Source organism: Seongchinamella unica (assembly GCF_004354085.1).
GTDB lineage: Bacteria > Pseudomonadota > Gammaproteobacteria > Pseudomonadales > Halieaceae > Halioglobus > Halioglobus unicus.
On the sequence record NZ_SMSE01000002.1, the window covers coordinates 258,556 to 275,260 of the forward strand.

14 protein-coding genes and 1 tRNA gene are annotated in these 16,705 nt (G+C 60.8%); 10 read left to right on the forward strand and 5 right to left on the reverse strand.

What is annotated here, in order from left to right:
* Positions 1–91: 91 nt before the first annotated feature.
* The 9 genes from rpsA to E2F43_RS08290 all read left to right on the forward strand — a co-directional run bounded on the left by rpsA (position 92) and on the right by E2F43_RS08290 (position 9,794).
* Positions 92–1,768 carry a 30S ribosomal protein S1 gene (rpsA, locus tag E2F43_RS08255; protein WP_133211573.1) on the forward strand — a complete coding sequence of 559 codons (1,677 nt, stop codon included), beginning with the start codon at positions 92–94 and terminating at the stop codon, positions 1,766–1,768.
* A gap of 901 nt (positions 1,769–2,669) precedes the next feature.
* Entirely contained in the window at positions 2,670–2,966 is a 297-nt protein-coding gene (ihfB, locus tag E2F43_RS08260; RefSeq protein ID WP_117953468.1) for an integration host factor subunit beta, read from the forward strand.
* A gap of 79 nt (positions 2,967–3,045) precedes the next feature.
* Positions 3,046–3,351 (forward strand): lipopolysaccharide assembly protein LapA domain-containing protein, encoded by a 306-nt coding sequence (locus tag E2F43_RS08265; protein WP_133211575.1) that lies wholly within the window; start codon positions 3,046–3,048, stop codon positions 3,349–3,351.
* On the forward strand, positions 3,344–4,555 hold the full coding sequence (gene lapB, locus E2F43_RS08270; protein WP_133211577.1) for a lipopolysaccharide assembly protein LapB: 1,212 nt from the start codon (positions 3,344–3,346) through the stop codon (positions 4,553–4,555). The genes E2F43_RS08265 and lapB overlap by 8 nt, the downstream gene beginning before the upstream one ends.
* Positions 4,556–4,582: 27 nt before the next feature.
* Positions 4,583–5,281: an orotidine-5'-phosphate decarboxylase gene (gene pyrF, locus E2F43_RS08275; RefSeq protein ID WP_133211579.1), complete on the forward strand. Its 699-nt coding sequence runs from the start codon at positions 4,583–4,585 to the stop codon at positions 5,279–5,281.
* Positions 5,282–5,389: 108 nt separating this feature from the next.
* On the forward strand, positions 5,390–5,737 hold the full coding sequence (locus tag E2F43_RS19035) for a ComEA family DNA-binding protein (protein WP_238946809.1): 348 nt from the start codon (positions 5,390–5,392) through the stop codon (positions 5,735–5,737).
* A 56-nt stretch (positions 5,738–5,793) separates the two neighbouring features.
* Positions 5,794–6,720 carry an NAD-dependent epimerase/dehydratase family protein gene (locus tag E2F43_RS08280; protein WP_165954244.1) on the forward strand — a complete coding sequence of 309 codons (927 nt, stop codon included), beginning with the start codon at positions 5,794–5,796 and terminating at the stop codon, positions 6,718–6,720.
* Positions 6,717–7,691: an MraY family glycosyltransferase gene (locus E2F43_RS08285; RefSeq protein WP_165954245.1), complete on the forward strand. Its 975-nt coding sequence runs from the start codon at positions 6,717–6,719 to the stop codon at positions 7,689–7,691. Before E2F43_RS08280 ends, E2F43_RS08285 begins: the two co-directional genes overlap by 4 nt.
* A 78-nt stretch (positions 7,692–7,769) precedes the next feature.
* Positions 7,770–9,794: a polysaccharide biosynthesis protein gene (locus E2F43_RS08290; RefSeq protein WP_133211585.1), complete on the forward strand. Its 2,025-nt coding sequence runs from the start codon at positions 7,770–7,772 to the stop codon at positions 9,792–9,794.
* Positions 9,795–9,815: 21 nt separating this feature from the next.
* On the opposite strand, the gene E2F43_RS08295 is transcribed toward E2F43_RS08290, so the two are convergent.
* From E2F43_RS08295 to E2F43_RS08310, 4 genes are all read right to left on the reverse strand, one after another.
* Positions 9,816–10,232: a DUF6524 family protein gene (locus E2F43_RS08295; RefSeq protein ID WP_133211587.1), complete on the reverse strand. Its 417-nt coding sequence runs from the start codon at positions 10,230–10,232 to the stop codon at positions 9,816–9,818.
* A 45-nt stretch (positions 10,233–10,277) separates the two neighbouring features.
* Positions 10,278–11,480, reverse strand: a complete 1,203-nt coding sequence (locus tag E2F43_RS08300; protein ID WP_238946810.1) for an iron-containing alcohol dehydrogenase — start codon at positions 11,478–11,480, stop codon at positions 10,278–10,280.
* A 60-nt stretch (positions 11,481–11,540) separates the two neighbouring features.
* Positions 11,541–13,748, reverse strand: a complete 2,208-nt coding sequence (locus tag E2F43_RS08305; RefSeq protein WP_133211591.1) for a 6-phosphogluconolactonase — start codon at positions 13,746–13,748, stop codon at positions 11,541–11,543.
* 122 nt (positions 13,749–13,870) lie between these two features.
* The gene (locus tag E2F43_RS08310; RefSeq protein ID WP_133211593.1) at positions 13,871–14,983 is read right to left on the reverse strand and encodes a porin; all 1,113 of its coding nucleotides are present in this window, start codon (positions 14,981–14,983) and stop codon (positions 13,871–13,873) included.
* A gap of 167 nt (positions 14,984–15,150) precedes the next feature.
* Here E2F43_RS08310 and E2F43_RS08315 point away from each other — a divergent pair, with 167 nt between their 5' ends.
* Positions 15,151–16,554, forward strand: coding sequence for a M20/M25/M40 family metallo-hydrolase (locus E2F43_RS08315; protein ID WP_165954246.1), 1,404 nt, complete (start codon positions 15,151–15,153; stop codon positions 16,552–16,554).
* Between the two features lie 40 nt (positions 16,555–16,594).
* Here the strand turns inward: E2F43_RS08315 and E2F43_RS08320 are convergent.
* Positions 16,595–16,670: transfer RNA gene (locus tag E2F43_RS08320), tRNA-Asn, on the reverse strand.
* Positions 16,671–16,705 lie beyond the last annotated feature (35 nt).

Genomic DNA, 16,705 nt, shown 5'->3' on the forward strand with positions numbered 1-16,705 from the left:
GCTGAATCCAGTCAGGGCCGACTTCACAGTGTACTTTAACAACCCCGCACCGGCTGGAGGCGCGGATGACCAAACCAACAGGTAATGTGTAATGAGCGAATCTTTCGCCGAACTATTTGAAGAAAGCCTTAAAACCGTCGACATGCAGCCCGGCGCCATTGTTACCGGCGTTGTTATCGACATCGACAGCGATTGGGTAACCGTACACGCGGGCCTCAAGTCCGAAGGTGTGATCCCCCGTTCCCAGTTCACCGACGCTAACGGTGAGTGCTCCCTGAGCATTGGCGACGAGGTACAGGTGGCTCTGGAGTCCGTGGAAGACGGATTCGGTGAAACCAAACTGTCCCGCGAGAAGGCCAAGCGTGCCGAAGCGTGGAAAGAGCTGGAAGCTGCCTACGAGGCAGAAGAAGTCGTCAAGGGTGTGATCAACGGCAAGGTCAAGGGTGGCTTTACCGTGGATATCAACACCATCCGCGCCTTCCTGCCCGGCTCGCTGGTTGACGTGCGTCCCGTTCGCGAGACCACGCACCTCGAAGGCAAGGAACTGGAATTCAAGGTCATCAAGCTGGACCAGAAGCGCAACAACGTCGTGGTTTCACGTCGCGCTGTCATGGAAGCTGCCAACTCCGAGGAGCGCGAGGCGCTGCTGGAGACCCTGCAGGAAGGCATGTCCGTCAAGGGCATCGTCAAGAACCTGACCGACTACGGCGCGTTCGTAGACCTGGGTGGCGTAGACGGCCTGCTGCACATTACCGACATGGCCTGGAAGCGCATCAAGCATCCGTCCGAGATCGTGGAAGTTGGCCAGGAAATCGATGTCAAGATCCTCAAGTTCGACCGCGAGCGCAACCGCGTGTCCCTGGGTCTGAAGCAACTGGGTGAAGATCCCTGGGTGGAAATTACCGGTCGCTACCCCGAGGGCAGCCGCGTCAAGGCCAAGATCACCAACCTCACCGACTACGGCTGCTTTGCCGAGCTGGAAGAGGGCGTTGAAGGTCTGGTGCACGTGTCCGAAATGGACTGGACCAACAAGAACGTACACCCCTCCAAGATCGTCCAGCTGGGCGACGAGGTGGAGGTTATGGTCCTGGACATCGACGAAGAGCGTCGGCGTATTTCCCTGGGTATCAAGCAGTGCCAGCAGAATCCCTGGGACGCATTTGCATCGCAGTACAGCAAGGGCGACAAGATCTCTGGTTCCATCAAGTCGATCACCGACTTCGGTATTTTCATCGGCCTGGAAGGCAACATCGACGGCCTGGTGCACCTGTCAGACATCAGCTGGAATGAGACTGGCGAAGAAGCGGTTCGCAATTACAAGAAGGGCGACGAGATCGAGACAGTTATCCTGTCCATCGACCCTGAGCGCGAGCGCATCTCCCTGGGCATCAAGCAGCTGGAAGACGATCCCTTCGGTAACTACGTGTCTGCCAACGATCGCGGCTCCATCGTTACCGGTGAAGTGATCGAAGTGGATGCCAAGGAAGTGATCATCAAGCTGGCCGACGAAGTGGAAGGCATCCTGAAGGCCTCCGACATCTCTCGCGACCGCGTGGAAGATGCTCGCAACTCCTTCAAGGTTGGTGACACCGTTGAAGCCAAGATCGTCTCCGTGGATCGCAAGAATCGCGGCGTGGTACTGTCCATCAAGGCCAAGGACTACGACGACGAGAAGGAAGCGGTCAAGTCCCTGAAAGAGTCCGAGCAGGAATCGGCTTCTCCGGGCACTATCGGCGACCTGATCAAGGCGCAGATGGGCGACAAGTAAGTCGTCCACCCCCCGGGGACAGAATTCAATTCTGCCCCCCGGTTATCTCGGAAAGGGCTCACTTCGGTGGGCCCTTTTTTGTTGCGGTTCGCTTAGCTTGATTTTGGTAGTGAAATTGCTTGCTAAGCGGGCGCCCCGGGCGGGGAAGACCTTGCTCGGTCGAAAAGCACACTCCCTCTCAAGGTATTCCCCGCCCGGGTCACCCTCCGTCCAATTCGACTCCACTATCCATTACCTATACTCCCGGTGACGTTCCAAGTCGCTGCTAAAGTGCCTGCATTTCCCGTCTTGTACACGCGGCCCTCCGGGCTACCCTCAGTCGGTCGCGAGCCAGATAAACCCTGTCTCGCTCCACTCCTTCAGCGCGCACTTGCGACCGAAAATGCAGCCGCTTTAGCCGCTCGCCAGTGGTAAAGCTACAGGGACCGGTGTAATCGGGATCTGTGGATTGCTCGATGTGGAGGCGGGTGAGCGGCTGAATCGGCTCTCGCAAACATGGTGCCGAGAGAGTGGAGGGAGACGGCGCTTTTCCGGCTCCCGACCGACCGAGGGGACCCCGGAGGGGCGCCAATGTAAGAGAGTCGATGCAGGCACTCGTCCGGCGACCTGGAACGTCACAGGGAGTTATAGGTAGTGGATAGCGATGTCAAAGCGAAAGGAGGGCGCCTCGGGTGGGGGATACCTTGAGAGGGAGTGTGCTTTTCGACCGATCAAGGTATCCCCCACCCGGGGTGCCCGCTTAGCAAGAAAACTCACCAATCGTCGACCTTCCCCCCGATCCCGGGTCAAATACCGTTAAAATTGTGACTAAATCCACACTTTTTCTTTATAAAATAACAACTTGCGATATATCCTGTCTCGGTCCACAATTAAGCACCGGTGAAAACAAGCCATAAGACCGATGACCAAAAGTGAATTGATAGAAACGATTGCAGCCCGGCAGAGCCAGCTGTCCGCCAAGGACGTGGAACTGGCGGTGAAAACGATCCTCGAACACATGTCCCAGTCCCTCTCCGAGGGTGAGCGCATCGAGATTCGGGGCTTTGGCAGTTTCTCCCTGCATTACCGGGAGCCCCGGCGCGGTCGCAATCCCAAGACCGGTGATGCGGTGGAACTCACCGGAAAATACGTCCCTCACTTCAAGCCGGGCAAGGAATTGCGTGAGCGTGTCAACCTGGGGCTGCAACAGGGGCTGTGAGCTTGCCCCTGAAAATACAGACGGTATGATCGAGCGGTCATACCGTTTTTTTTTTTGACCTTCCGAACCGGACGTTCCTATGAAGCTGCTGCGCAACCTCCTGTATCTCGCTCTCGTTGTCGCCATGGCCGCGGTCGGTGTGTTGTTTGCGCTGCAGAATGAAATGCCGGTGCCCCTCGACCTGCTTATCGTCAACTTTGAACCGCGCAGCCTGGCACTGTGGCTGCTGATCGCCTTTGCCCTGGGTGGCCTGCTGGGCATGCTGATGTCGTCGCTTCTGGTGTTGCGCACCCGCGCAGCCCTCGCGTCGACCAATCGCCAACTGGCCCGGAGTCGCGCCGAGTTGAACAAGCTGCGCACAGCAGGTCTCAAAGACGGTGAATGATTACCTTGTCTTCGGCCTGTTTTTTGTTGCGATCGCCATTGGCTGGTTCCTGGGCCGTCGCGGCCAGGCCAGGTCCAAAGTCCGCTCGGCGCGCTTGCCAGGCCAGTATTACCAGGGGCTGAACTACCTGCTGGACGGCAAGCCCGACGGCGCGGTGGACGCGTTCATCAACGCCCTGGAAGTCAATAGCGAAACCCTGGAGACCCACATTGCGCTGGGTAACCTGTTGCGCAAGCGAGGAGAAGTGGACAGGGCGATCCGGATCCACCAGAATCTGCTGGCCCGCCCCAGCCTGCCGCGTACCCAGGTGCACCAGGCTCACCTGGAACTGGCGCGGGATTACATCAGTGCCGGCCTGCTGGACCGGGCTGAGCGCCTGCTGCTGGACCTCGTGCAGGAGTCCCCCACCCAGCGCAGGGCAAGTCAGTGGCACCTGCTGGATATCTACCAGAGTGAGCGCGAGTGGCAACAGGCCATTGATACTGCCAGGCAACTGCTGCCCCGCAAAAGCCTGCTCGGCAGTGGCGGAGCGGACCACGAGGAGGTGCCGGGGCAGTCGGTTCACGTCGTACTGTCACATTACTACTGTGAGCTCGCGGCGGAACGGCGTGAGTCGGGTGATTTGCAGCAAGCCCGCAACCTGCTGCAGGAAGCGGTGAACCAGGACCGGAAGTGCGTTCGTGCCTCACTGATGCTGGGCGAGGTAGAGTGCGACGCGGGTCGTTTCAAACTTGCCATCAAGGCCCTGCGCAAGGTTCGTCAACAGGATCCGCTCTATATCAGCGAATCGGTCCCCACCCTGCGCAAGTGTTACCGCGAACTGGGTGACGAGAAAGCCCTGCTTGCCTATCTGCGCGACTGTCTGGACAGCGCGCCTTCACCGCCTTTGTTGCTCGCCGCAGCCGAGGACATTCGTGAGATGGAGGGGCTTGAGGTAGCGGAGGCATTCATGGTCAGGCAACTGGACAAGATGCCTTCCCTGCGAGGGCTGGAAAAACTGGTCAGCCTGCAAGGCAGTGTCAGCGAGGGCAAGGCCCGCGATGATTTCGGGCTGGTGCGGCAACTGGTGCAGCGACTGATAGAACAGCGCCCGTCATACCGATGCAGCCACTGCGGATTCGCTGCCCGGCACCTGCACTGGTTCTGCCTCGGCTGCAAGTACTGGGGCACAGTGCGGCCCATTCGCGGCACCAGTATGGAATAATGGCGGCCCGCTTCAAGAGAACAGATTATGAGTGATAACCCGGTCATCGTCGCCCTGGATTTTCCCGCTGCCGAACCCGCACTGGAGCTCGCTTCGCAGCTCACTCCCGAGCTGTGTCGGCTGAAGGTGGGCAAGGAGATGTTCACCCGCAACGGTATCGGCCTGGTCGAGGCCCTGCAGGACATGGGCTTTGACGTGTTCCTGGACCTCAAATTCCATGACATTCCCAATACGGTGGCCGGCGCGGTGCGATCAGCGGCAGAGCTGGGGGTGTGGATGGTCAATGTGCACGCCAGCGGCGGACGCAGGATGATGGAGGCTGCAGTGGAGGCCCTGCAGGGCTGCCAGAGCAAACCCCTGCTGATCGCAGTGACCGTATTGACCAGCATGTCCGACGAGGACCTGGCGGAACTGGGGTATACCGAAACCGCCGCCGAGCGGGTGATGCGGCTCGCGGCCCTGACCGAGGACTGCGGTCTCGACGGGGTCGTGTGTTCCGCCATGGAAGCACCGCAGTTGCGGGCCGAGCGCGGCCAGGGCTTCTGCCTGGTGACACCGGGGATACGGCTTGCCGGCGATGCCGCGGGCGACCAGCGCCGGGTGCTGACGCCCGCGGACGCGATTGCCAATGGTTCCGATTATCTGGTGATCGGTCGCTCTGTCACCGCCGCTGAAGATCCCCTTGCGGCCCTGGAGCGGGTTCACCGCGAACTGGGCCGCCACTGAAAACCATCAGATGCGGCCGCAGGCCCATCGCCTGCCCCCTTTGTTGCTAGACTCCCTATCGGTACGGATGCCTGCACGGATGCAGAGAGCTGATCAGGGAGATCAATCATGACCAAATCAATTGTTAGCAACACTGCCAGGGGCAGTGCACACCGATTCCAACCCGTCAAACAACTGGCGACACTGCTGGTGCTGTTGTGCGCCCTCGTGGCGATGCCCCTGCAGGCGCAGGAATCGCCACCGGATCCGCCAGCGGTGGCGGCGGTGAATATCAATACCGCGGATGCGTCGGCACTGGCGGCCGGGCTGACGGGAGTGGGTCCGTCCCGGGCCGAGGATATTGTCCGCTACCGGGAAGCATTCGGGCCTTTCACCACTGTCGAGCAACTGGCAGAGGTGAAAGGTGTTGGCCCATCGACGCTCGAGAAGAACCGGGCGCGGATAACACTGGATTAAGGGCAGCGCATCCGTATCATGTGGGGGCTTATGCCCCCTTTTTCATACATCCCGGCGTGAAATACCTGGTAACCGGCGCAACCGGCTTTATCGGCGTGGAGTTGTGCCGGCAAATCATGCAGGCCGGCGATGAACTGTCGGCCTGCAGCGCCAGTGGTCGCCTGCTGCCCGATGGCACTGCGACCCGGGCCCTGGATTTGCGCGGCGAACAGCCCGACAGCCATGCGCTGGTCGGTATCGACGCCGTCGTCCACCTGGCGGGCATTGCCCATCGCAGTGCCGGTGCCCAAGAGTACGAACTGGTCAATCATCAGGCGACTGTTGCGCTGGCCAGGCGCGCGGCAGAGGCCGGCGTGGGCGCTTTTGTCTTTCTCAGCAGCGTCAAAGCGATGGGTCCCGCGATAACCGACCAGCCCCGGGCCGAGTCACAATGCAGCCTCCCCGATGACGCCTACGGGCGCTCGAAACGCGATGCTGAACGGGCCCTTATCGATGAATGTTCCGGCGGCCCCATGTCGGTCACCATTCTGCGTCCCGCACTGGTGTACGGAGAGGGCGCCAGGGGCAACCTCGCCCTCTTGTCCCGCGCGGTTGCGAACGGGCTGCCCAGGCCGCCAGCCGACGGCGGGCGATCGATGATCGACCGCGGGGACCTGTGTCGGCTCATTCGCCTCCTTGCGGCGAGAGATGAACCGGGGATCCACACCTATATCGCGGCCGATGGCGAGGTCTACAGTACCCGGCGAATATACGATGCCCTGCGGGGTGCGATGGGTCTGCCCCCGGGACGGAACTGGTGTCCCCGCTGGGGCTGGCGGCTGGGCTGTGGGCTGCTGGACCTGATGTCGAGCAACCCGGAACCGGCCTGGCAACGATTGTTCGGGGTGGAAACCTACAGCAGCGAGGCCCTGCGCAGGGAACTGGGATGGCAGCCGCGGCAGACCCTGGAAAAAGCGCTCCGGGGAAGTGGGGAACCGGCGTGACGGTGCTGCTTGTTACTCTCTTGCTGTCTCTGGCCTTGTGCGGTGCCTACCTGAGGTTCGCCCGTCGCCTGCAGATACTGGATCGACCCAATGAGCGCAGCTCGCATACCCGGCCCACCCCCCACGGCGGTGGCGTACCCCTGCTGCTGGCGATGGGACTGGGCGTGGCCATGGCGCCTGTGGCATGGCAGGCGCAGTACCTGCTGCTGATGGCGCTGGCGTTCGGCTTGTCCGCATTGGGTGTGCTGGATGATTTACGCGGGCTCAGTGTGCGTCTGCGCTTTTCCCTGTATTGCCTGGCCTGTGTGCTGGCGGTGCTGGTGATCCAGAACCCCCTGGCCACTCCCGGCCCGGCGAGCCTGCTGATCGCCCTGGTCTCGGTCGCTGCCCTGCTGTGGATGCTGAATCTCTATAACTTCATGGATGGCATCGATGGCTATGCTGCGACGCAGTGCATTATCGCCTGCGCCTGCGTGGTGTTGTTGGCGTGGGGACAGGGCGCCGCGCCGCAGTACCTGCTGTTCTGCCTGTTGCTGGCCGCCGCCCAAGTGGGTTTCCTGTTCTGGAACTGGCCGACGGCGAGGCTGTTCATGGGCGATGCCGGTAGTGTACCGACTGGCTTTCTGCTGGGCGCGCTGGCTCTGTACGGCCATGCCCAGGGTTACCTGCCGCTGGCCTGCTGGCTGATCCTGTTGGCGGTATTTGTTACCGATGCCAGTGTGACCCTGCTGTGGCGCGTGGCCACCGGCCAGGCGTTTACCCAGCCCCACAGGCTGCACGCCTATCAGCGACTGAGCCGCCATCTGGGGGGGCACTTGCCGGTGGTGTTGCTACTGCTGGCCCTCAATGGGCTGTGGCTCTTCCCCCTGGCCCTGGCCTCAGCTGTTTTCCCCAAGTATTCAATTTTATTGGTAATTTTGGCATATGTTCCGCTGCTGGCAGGCATGGCTAAAGCCCGGGAATTCGGCTAGTATCTCTCTTTGGGCCGTATCAAAAACTAAACCAAAACGGCCAGTAACAGAAGACCATCAACGAGTGAGGTAAGAAACTTGCTGAAGTTTCTGGGCCGTATTGTTTCGCGCTTCCTATCCGGAATTCTCGGAGGTGTGCGCGGCGGTCTGGAAAAGTTGATCGAACTGCCCCGCAACATCAAGCAATCGGGCCTGCTTGCCCTGGACATGTGCTTCGTCACGTTCTCCATGTGGGCGGCGGTCGCCTTCCGCTACGGTCATCTTGAATTCAACCTGGGCCCGGTAGAACTGTTCTGCGCTGTGTTTACCGTGCTGGTCAGTGCCTTCATCTTTTTGCGCCTGGGGCTTTACCGTGCTGTCATCCGGTTCATGGGGCAGCAGGCCATCTGGGCGGTTATTACCGCCGTCAGCTATTCAACCCTGGTGCTGGGCGCTACCGTTTTCTTCACCCAGGCCGATGTGCCCCGGTCCATGCCGTTCGTTTACTGGGGTCTGGCCATGCTGGGTATTGGTGGCACCCGGCTCAGTGTCCGCGCCTACTACCAGGCCAAGCTCCGCTCGCTGTCCGAGAATGTCATTATCTACGGTGCCGGGGAGTCCGGCCGCCAATTGTTGACCGCGCTCAATCACGGCGACCAGTACCGGGCGGTGGTGTTCGTCGACGACGATCCCCGATTGCATCACTCGGTGATCAACGGCCTGCAGGTGGCCCCGCCGGAACAGATTGAGCAACTCATCGCCGAACACGATATTACCCAGGTATTGCTGGCGATTCCGTCAGCCTCACCTGAACGCCGCAAGGAAATCATCAACTCCCTGGTCGGGCTGCCGGTGTATGTGCGTACCGTGCCCCGTATTGCCGAGTTGCTGGCGGGCGAGGCCAGTGTGATCCAGATCCAGGACGTGGACCTCGACGACCTGCTGGGGCGCGAGCCGGTGCCTCCCAAGCCCGAGTTCATTGACCGCTGCATTACCGACAAAGTGGTAATGGTCACCGGCGCCGGCGGTTCCATCGGCTCGGAGCTGTGCCGGCAGATCGTCAAGTCCGGCCCGCGCGAGCTGGTTCTGCTGGACAATTCGGAGTACGCGCTCTACAACATCGAGCGCGAGTTGCGTGAGCTGATGGCGTCACTGGAGCTGGATTTCCCCATGGTGGCCCTGCTCGGGTCAGTCCAGGACGGCCGCCGGCTGGAGAGCGTCTATCGCACCTTCCAGGTTGAGACGGTTTACCACGCGGCCGCCTACAAGCACGTTCCCATGGTGGAATACAACGTGGCCGAGGGGGTTGCCAATAACGTGTTTGGTACCTGGTATGCCGCCGAGGCGGCCCGCAAGGCCGGGGTGGATACCTTCGTCCTGGTCTCCACCGACAAGGCCGTGCGCCCCACCAATATCATGGGCGCCTCCAAACGGTTCGCGGAGATGATTCTGCAGGGCCTGGCCCAGCGGGAGACCAGCACTCGCTTTTGCATGGTGCGTTTCGGTAATGTCCTGGGCTCTTCGGGCTCGGTGGTGCCGCTGTTCCGGGAGCAGATCGAGGCCGGCGGTCCGGTGACCGTCACTCACCCTGAGGTGACCCGCTACTTTATGAGCATCGCCGAAGCCGCCCAGCTGGTATTGCAGGCGGGCGCCATGGGCACCGGCGGTGATGTGTTTGTGCTGGATATGGGCGAGCCGGTGCGTATCGTCGACCTGGCCCGGCGGATGATCCGTCTCAGCGGCTACGAAATGGACCACGACACCCACGTCGGCCACCACATAGATATCGAGTTTATCGGCCTGCGCCCCGGCGAGAAGCTGTACGAAGAGCTGTTGCTCGGCAGCAATGTGACCGGGACCGGCCACCCGATGATCATGCGTGCCGAGGAAGAGTGCCTGTCCTACGGCCAGATTCACGGCTATGTTACCGAGCTTGTGCGCTACTGCGACGCCATGGATTGCGCCGGCATTACGTCGGTGCTGCGTAAAGCGGTCAGCGGCTTCAGCGAGCACGAGGTGCGCCACGACTACATCTGGAACAAGCAGGCGGAGCAGGATGCCCAGCCCCGTGCACCGGTAGTCACCTCCAACGTGAAAGAGTTGTTCCCCGAAAAATCTTCCTGAAGCGCCCCGGATCGGGGTCGCCTAGTCTTCTACATCGTCTACCGAGTACTGGCCGCTCAGGCGGCGGCGGATGTGCGCCCAGGACATGCCCACCGCCAGCAGCATGGCGACCAGTAACAGGGCGATCCAGGTGATGGCGCCGGGTGACTCAAGGCTAAGCCAGCCCAGGTCTACCAGTAGCCAGATGATGGCGCAGAACAGGGCGGTGCCGAGAATGATTCCCAGCGGGCCAAGGGAGTTGAAGCTGGCCCGCAGGAAGATAATCCAGCCGATAATCAGCACGATGCCGACCAGCGCCGTCACCGGCCCGAACTCAGTCCCTTCGGCGAACACCCAGCCGATGTAGGACCACTCCGTTGGATTGTAAGTGCCGAATACCAGCACCGCGGCAAAGACAAAGCGGCCGAGAAAACTGACCGCGTTGAACTCCTTGGACATGTGGCTCTCCTGTAACTGGGATCCCGGCGGCCAACAGTAAGTGGCTCAAGCCGCTGAAAGCAAGCCGCGCACGATGGTGGTAATTTCCACGTCCGACATATAGCGGGGCACGGGGTAGAGGTCCCCGGCCTCGGTGATCGCCTCTTCGACAATCGTGGGAATATCCGCTGCCTGCAGCCCCTCCGGCTTGAGCGGCAGTTCCAGTTCTGCACGCAGGTCGATGATGGCCTGGATAAACCCCCGGGCCAGCTGAGAGGGGGCATCGCTTGCGTTGCCTAGCCCTACCAGCAGGGCGAGGTCGGCCAGGCGCTGGTGGGTGCAGCTGCCATAGGCGGCCAGCACCTCCGGCAAGACCATGGCGTTGGCATTGCCGTGGGGCGTGTGGCAGATGCGGCCCAGCTGGTGGGCGATACCATGGACATAGCCAACCGAGGTACGGCCGAAAGCGGCACCGGCATAAAATGAGGCAACGGCCATGCCGTCCCGCGCTTCCATATCACCGCCGTCGTGCCAGGCGCGAGCGAGGTACTTGAACACCAGCCGCACGGCCGCCTTTGCCTGCAGTTCGGTGGCCGGCGTGGCGGCCTTGGACAGGTAGGATTCCACCGCGTGGGTGAGGGCGTCCATGCCGGTCGCCGCAGTGATACCCTTGGGCATGCCTTTCATGATGTCCGCGTCCAGGGCCACGTATCCAGGGATTAATTTGCTGTCGACCACCGGTACCTTGCGGTGGCTCTCGGGATCAGTAATAACCGAAGCCAGCGTGATTTCCGAACCGGTACCAGCGGTGGTGGGAACAGCGAACAGGGGAAGGCCGGGTTTGCTGGCTTTCTGGATGCCGTCAAAGGATGCCAGGTCACCGGGATTGGTGTGCAGCAAGGCGATGAGTTTGCCCGCGTCGAGCACCGAGCCGCCGCCAACGGCCATCACCGCTTCACAGGCCTCTGTCCGCAGCAGCGCCTCGCCGGCCTGCACCTGGTCAAACGTGGGATCCGGCAATACTCCGTCGAAGATGGCAAATTCGACACCGTCCTTTTCCAGTTGCTGCTTGATGCCGTCGAGGATGCCGGAACCTGCCAGGAAGGCGTCGGTAACGATTAATACCCTGTCGATGCCGAGAACGGCAAGTTGCCCGGCGAGGGTAACGGCCGAGCCTTCGCCCTTGTAGACCAGCGGCGAATGTCGGGGTAGCAGGCGAAGCAACCAGGTGACTACAAAGGCTCTTATACGGTAGTAAAGCGTTTTCACTAAGGGGAATCCTGTTGCTGGTATAGGGCAGGCCATGATACCCACCGGGCAGGGTTTACGCTACTTTTGCCCGGCTTGTTTGCGCTGCCAGCGGGTGACGCTGGCCAGTGCCCTGATTCGCTTCTGGCGCATGGCCCTCGCCAGGTTTTCATTGACGAAGCGGGTCATCGCCGCGGTAATCTGCCGGGCCATGTTGTTGCCCTCGCGGTTGGTAGACATGACCAGCAGGTGCGGGTTGAGCGGATCCAGGGACAGTTCGTCCTGTTCGCGGGGAAGAATAACCAACCGCGCCGGGACCGTAAGCTCATCCTCGCTGCTTACCCCTTCCTTGCGCAGGCGGCCAGCCAGCAGGTATTCGTGTTCCTCCCGGTGGCGACCTGGCGACACCAGAAAGTCATCCTGGTGCACAATGCTCAGGAACGGAATATCGTAGGCGAGAATGATGTCCAGCGCTTTCAGGTGCCGCCGTTGGTACTCCACCGGATCGTGCAGTGCCGCGTTGACTTCCTTGGCCATACCGTAGAGTGAGGCCGTTTTCAGCAACCGGCTGCCGACCAGGCGCATGACATAGGGCAGGTCGGCGTTGAGCAATCGCTGCTGCACGCTGCGCTGCTCCAGCAGCTTGCGCAGCCCGACCGTCATGCCGTTGATCAGCGGTCGCGACATTCGCTGCGACAGGAACCGGTCGAGGCGTTGCAGGTTTCTGGCGCTGTCGGCAAGCGCATCAGCCTGTGCCGGCAACAACCGGCCCTGTTCGTCCCGTTGGTAGATGTGCTCGAAACCGCTGTAGTCCAGGTCCGCCTTGCGCCGCAGGTGGGACAGCAGCGACTTAACATTTTCCCCGGTATTGGGCCCGTCACAGGGCGACCAGCTGGCAAGGTGGATGATGCCGCCGGTGCGCAGCGCATCGACCAGTTGTCGATCTTCGGCCCTGAGCTTCCGGTAAGGCGGAATCTCACTGTCATAGCTCTTCAGCAGCGACAGCAACAGGTGATCGGAAATCACACCGGCAATGGAATGACCGGCAATGGGGACCGGCCGCCCCTGGCGCCACTGGCTGAGAATGGCTTTGCGCAGGAAGCGGGCATAGTGGGGGAAAATGGCGTCGTTGGCCATGAACTTGGCACGGCTGCCGCGGTGCAGGGCCGACACCGTCCAGGAACTGGGCAGGCGTATCAGCAGGTTGGCAAAGCTGAACAGCCCCATAAAGCCGTGCATCAACAGAATGTGTACGCCGTTTTCCTCGTCGCCCGCCCGGGTTTCCGCCTTGTTCTCTATCCGTTGACCGCGCTCGCTGTATTCAAACCGGGTTTCATCGAAATGCAGCGCCTGTTCATCGGCCAGGATGTACACTCTCTCGGCGATGTCCCGGGTCTCGCGCAGCAGGCGCAGCGGCGTTTCCATCACCGTTTGTTCGAAGTCAGTGGTCTCCTCCATCTCGAACCGTCCCAGCGCCTTCAGCTTCAGCGAGCCGGACACGATCAGGTAGATTTGCTCGGCATTGACCAGGACCCCCCGGTTGAGGGCGATGCGGAAAGCGCCGGCGCCTTTTTTCAGCAGCAGTGCGGCCGGCTCCCGAACGGCCAGCTCGGGTGTGTAGGGCGATAGGGCGCCGATGGTGCCGTCCTTGCCAATGCCGCTGACAATACAGTGAAAAGCCATGGTGGCTCCGAGCTTTTCCTGGATGTTCTGCTGGTAGCGCCGGCATTCCTCACGCGCCAGTTGCAAGGCCTTGCGCGGACGGTTATTTTTCAGCGCCTGGCGGGCGGTGGCGAGGTTGATCGGGTGAACCATGGTGGTGGCCATGGCGTCGACGATGTCGTCCAGATCTGCGTTTGCGGCCAGGTTCAGGGTGCGCGCGAGTGTTCGAATGCCACGCTGGCGGCGCAATTTGCTGGCCAGGGGCACCAGGAAGTTGATCAGCAGTGACTGTTCGGCGCTTTCCCAGCCCGGTTCTCCGGTGGTCTCCTCAAGAAAGAAGAAGCGGACATGGCGCAGCCAGTCGATACTGCTGTGGTGCTGCTCCAGCCAGGCCCGGTATTGCGCTTTTACCGTGTTCCCGCCGCCCAGGGCGATGGTGAAGTGCTCGCGTTTAAACGCGCCCCAGGCCTGGAAACGGTCCCTGCTCAGCCACTGGTCGTACTGGCGCTGCAGCAGGCTGGCGGCGTGCCGGCCCGCCTGGGGCAGGGTGGCCGATATCCCCACGTGCACGCCAGAGGCTTCCTGGATGAGGGCAAAGTCACGCCCTGTTTTTGTGCCAACGTTCATCCCCCGATACTAGCGCGAAACAGCCGCGCCGGCAGTGTTCCCCGGGAATTAAAGGCCTAAACAGGCCAGCTGGCATGCTAATTTGCACTGGCAGGAGCAGGGCGATGGTCGTCGTCGCTGGATCAATACCAGTAAAGCCTGAAACCGGTGGAGAACGCCCAGCCCTTGTAGCTGCCACCATCCGCGGCACTATCCTCCATCCGCGCCCATTGCAGCCCTCCCTGCCACTTGAGTTTGTGGCCGTAGAAGAGGTAATTCACCCCCAGGTAGACCTCGTCGTAGCCATCGCCTCGACCCCCGACCACATCCCGCTCATAGCGACCCAGGCGCAGGCCATTGGCCTCATCGCTGTCCAGGTAGGTGTAGCGTGCCACCCACTGTACATTGTCCGAGCTGTGGTAGAAGGGCATCACCACCAGGCCCCAGATATCGCTTTGCCCGGCGAGTCCCCGACCCGCCGAAAGGTCGGTCCACAGTCCCCAGTTTTCCGTCCCCCATTGGCTGACCAGGTTGAAAACGTGAGAAAAATCCCGTGTGTTGTTATCCGGATCCTCGTCCTGGTAGACATAATCGATACGAACGGTGGCGGTCTCCATGCCCGTCCCGGCGGCGAAGTCCCAGCCCAGGGAGGCGAGGGTAAAGTAGCTGCCGTCCTGGAATTGTATCTCCTCGTCGGGATCGCCGGAGAATACACCCGCCCGGTAGCTCAGGCCGTTGTCCAGTTTGCCCTGGGCGCTTACGCCGGAAAAGTATTCCGCGGTAAACCACAGGTTGTTGCTGAGATTGTTGCGCTCCATGGTGAGTAATTTCTTGGAGGAGGTAGCGCCATCGAGGGTAAAGCCCGCCGAGTGTTTGAGAAAACGCAGGTCCAGGGCATCGCCGGGGTTCCAGCCGATGTAGGCGTCGGTCAACCCTCTATAGAGATCGGTACCTGTCTGATTGAGATCAAAATCGCCTTCCAGTTGCAGCACCCAGTCGTTGGCCAGTAGCGACTTGAAGCCAAAGCGAAAGCGGCGCCATAACTGGTCATTGAAATTACCCTGGTCGGCATTGACCCAGGCCAGGTCTCCCTGTAGCCGACCGGCCAGGGCGAAACTGCGGATCAAACCCTCGTCTTCTGATTCATAGAGGATGAAGTGAGACCAGATCTTGTCGTAGTCGGCTTGGGCCAGGGTGACCGGGGAGGGGAGCGTGATCAGGCACAGGACTGGCAGGAGTCTGGTGGCAACAGTCATCTTGTCGGTTGTACTGGGAGGCGATAGGTCAGGAGTGTAACAGGGAAATGTGACGGCGCATTGAGGTTTTGGTCAGGTCCACTTGTATTGCCCCTGGGCCCGGGTGGGATTATCGTATCGGATGACATCGGATAACAAGCAAACAGGCGCAGCGAATGAAATCGATCATGTTGACTGGATTACTGGTAGCCGCCGTCGCCCTGTCCGCGCCGTCCCGGGTAACGGCGGCAAGTGGGCCATCCCCGGCGGTGAAGCATCTGGCCCAGGCGATCCAGTTCCAGACAGTCAGTTTCCAGGAGCGCTCGCAAATCGACTATGCGCAGTTTCGGGCCTTCCAGCAGTTTCTCGCAGAGACCTATCCGCGAACATTCAGCGCCCTGCAGGTGGCTACCGTGGCGGACTACAGCCTGCTGCTGACCTGGCCGGGTCGGCAGCCGGAACTGAAACCCGTGCTGCTGGATGCCCACTACGACGTGGTGCCGATTGAACCCGGTACCGAGCAGGAGTGGACCCAGCCGCCGTTTGCCGGCGCGATCAGCGATGGCTACCTGTGGGGACGCGGCGCCCTGGATGACAAGGCCTCGGTGATAGCAACCCTCGAGGCAGTAGAGACGCTGGTTGGCGAGGGCTTTCAACCGGAGCGGACGCTGTTGTTTTCCTTCGCCCATGATGAAGAGATAGGCGGTACCGAGGGGGCGGCCAATATCGTCAGGCACCTGCAGGACAAGGGTATTGAGTTGCAATACATGATTGCCGAAGGAGGACTGATAGTTGAGGGTAACCCCCTGTTGCCGGGCAGGGCTATGGCCATGATCGGGCTTGCGGAAAAAACCTACGTGACCCTGACGTTGCGAGCGAAGGGGGCGGGCGGCCATTCCTCCATGCCGGTGCAGGATAACGCCATTGTTCGTTTGTCCCGCGCCCTCACCAGGCTCCATGAAAATCCGTTTGCGGCACAATTGAAGCCGCCGGTCAGTGACATGCTGAAAATTGTCGGCGCGGAGTTGGGGGGACTCAAAGGCTTTGTACTGCAAAATCAGTGGCTCACCAGACCCCTGTTACTGGCGACGATGGCGAAAGACTCGATGACCAACTCAATGATCCGCACAACCACAGCAGTGACCATGTTCGATGCCGGCATCAAGGAAAACGTGATTTCCCAGCAGGCCGAGGCCAAGGTGAATTTCCGGCTGATGCCGGGCTTCAGCCCTCAACAGCTGCTGGATGCTGTGACCGAACTGGTTGACGACGAGAACATCGAGATCGAGTCGCAACAGTGGAAACCGGGCCCACCGGTCGCTGACATCGAGGGAGAGGGGTATCAGCGGGTCAAAAGTGCAATTAATGAATCCTATCCGCAGGCGCTGGTCGTGCCGGGGCTGTTGACGGCGACCACCGATAGCGCCCACTACGTGGAAGTGGCACCGCAGATCTATCGCTTCCACCCGTTTTCACTGCCAGTGACTGATACCAAAACAATCCACAGCACCGATGAGCGTATTTCCCTGGAGGCGGTGGAGCGTTCAGTGAGGATATCGCGTGCGCTGATAGAAGCTGCGGCGCAGCGGTAAAACAAAAAAGGGCCGCACAATGTGCGACCCTGTTCATGTTTGGCTCCGCCTGCTGGGCTCGAACCAGCGACCCAATGATTAACAGTCATTTGCTCTACCAACTGAGCTAAGGCGGAATTGATCTCTTCAGAGGCCGCGTATATTAATGATC

Excerpts from the sequence above, each read along its gene's own strand:
- rpsA (WP_133211573.1), top strand. The coding sequence starts at position 92 with ATGAGCGAATCTTTCGCCGAACTATTTGAAGAAAGCCTTAAAACCGTC.
- ihfB (WP_117953468.1), top strand. The coding sequence starts at position 2,670 with ATGACCAAAAGTGAATTGATAGAAACGATTGCAGCCCGGCAGAGCCAG.
- E2F43_RS08265 (WP_133211575.1), top strand. The coding sequence starts at position 3,046 with ATGAAGCTGCTGCGCAACCTCCTGTATCTCGCTCTCGTTGTCGCCATG.
- pyrF (WP_133211579.1), top strand. The coding sequence starts at position 4,583 with ATGAGTGATAACCCGGTCATCGTCGCCCTGGATTTTCCCGCTGCCGAA.
- E2F43_RS19035 (WP_238946809.1), top strand. The coding sequence starts at position 5,390 with ATGACCAAATCAATTGTTAGCAACACTGCCAGGGGCAGTGCACACCGA.
- E2F43_RS08295 (WP_133211587.1), bottom strand. The coding sequence starts at position 10,232 with ATGTCCAAGGAGTTCAACGCGGTCAGTTTTCTCGGCCGCTTTGTCTTT.
- E2F43_RS08305 (WP_133211591.1), bottom strand. The coding sequence starts at position 13,748 with ATGAACGTTGGCACAAAAACAGGGCGTGACTTTGCCCTCATCCAGGAA.
- E2F43_RS08310 (WP_133211593.1), bottom strand. The coding sequence starts at position 14,983 with ATGACTGTTGCCACCAGACTCCTGCCAGTCCTGTGCCTGATCACGCTC.
- E2F43_RS08315 (WP_165954246.1), top strand. The coding sequence starts at position 15,151 with ATGTTGACTGGATTACTGGTAGCCGCCGTCGCCCTGTCCGCGCCGTCC.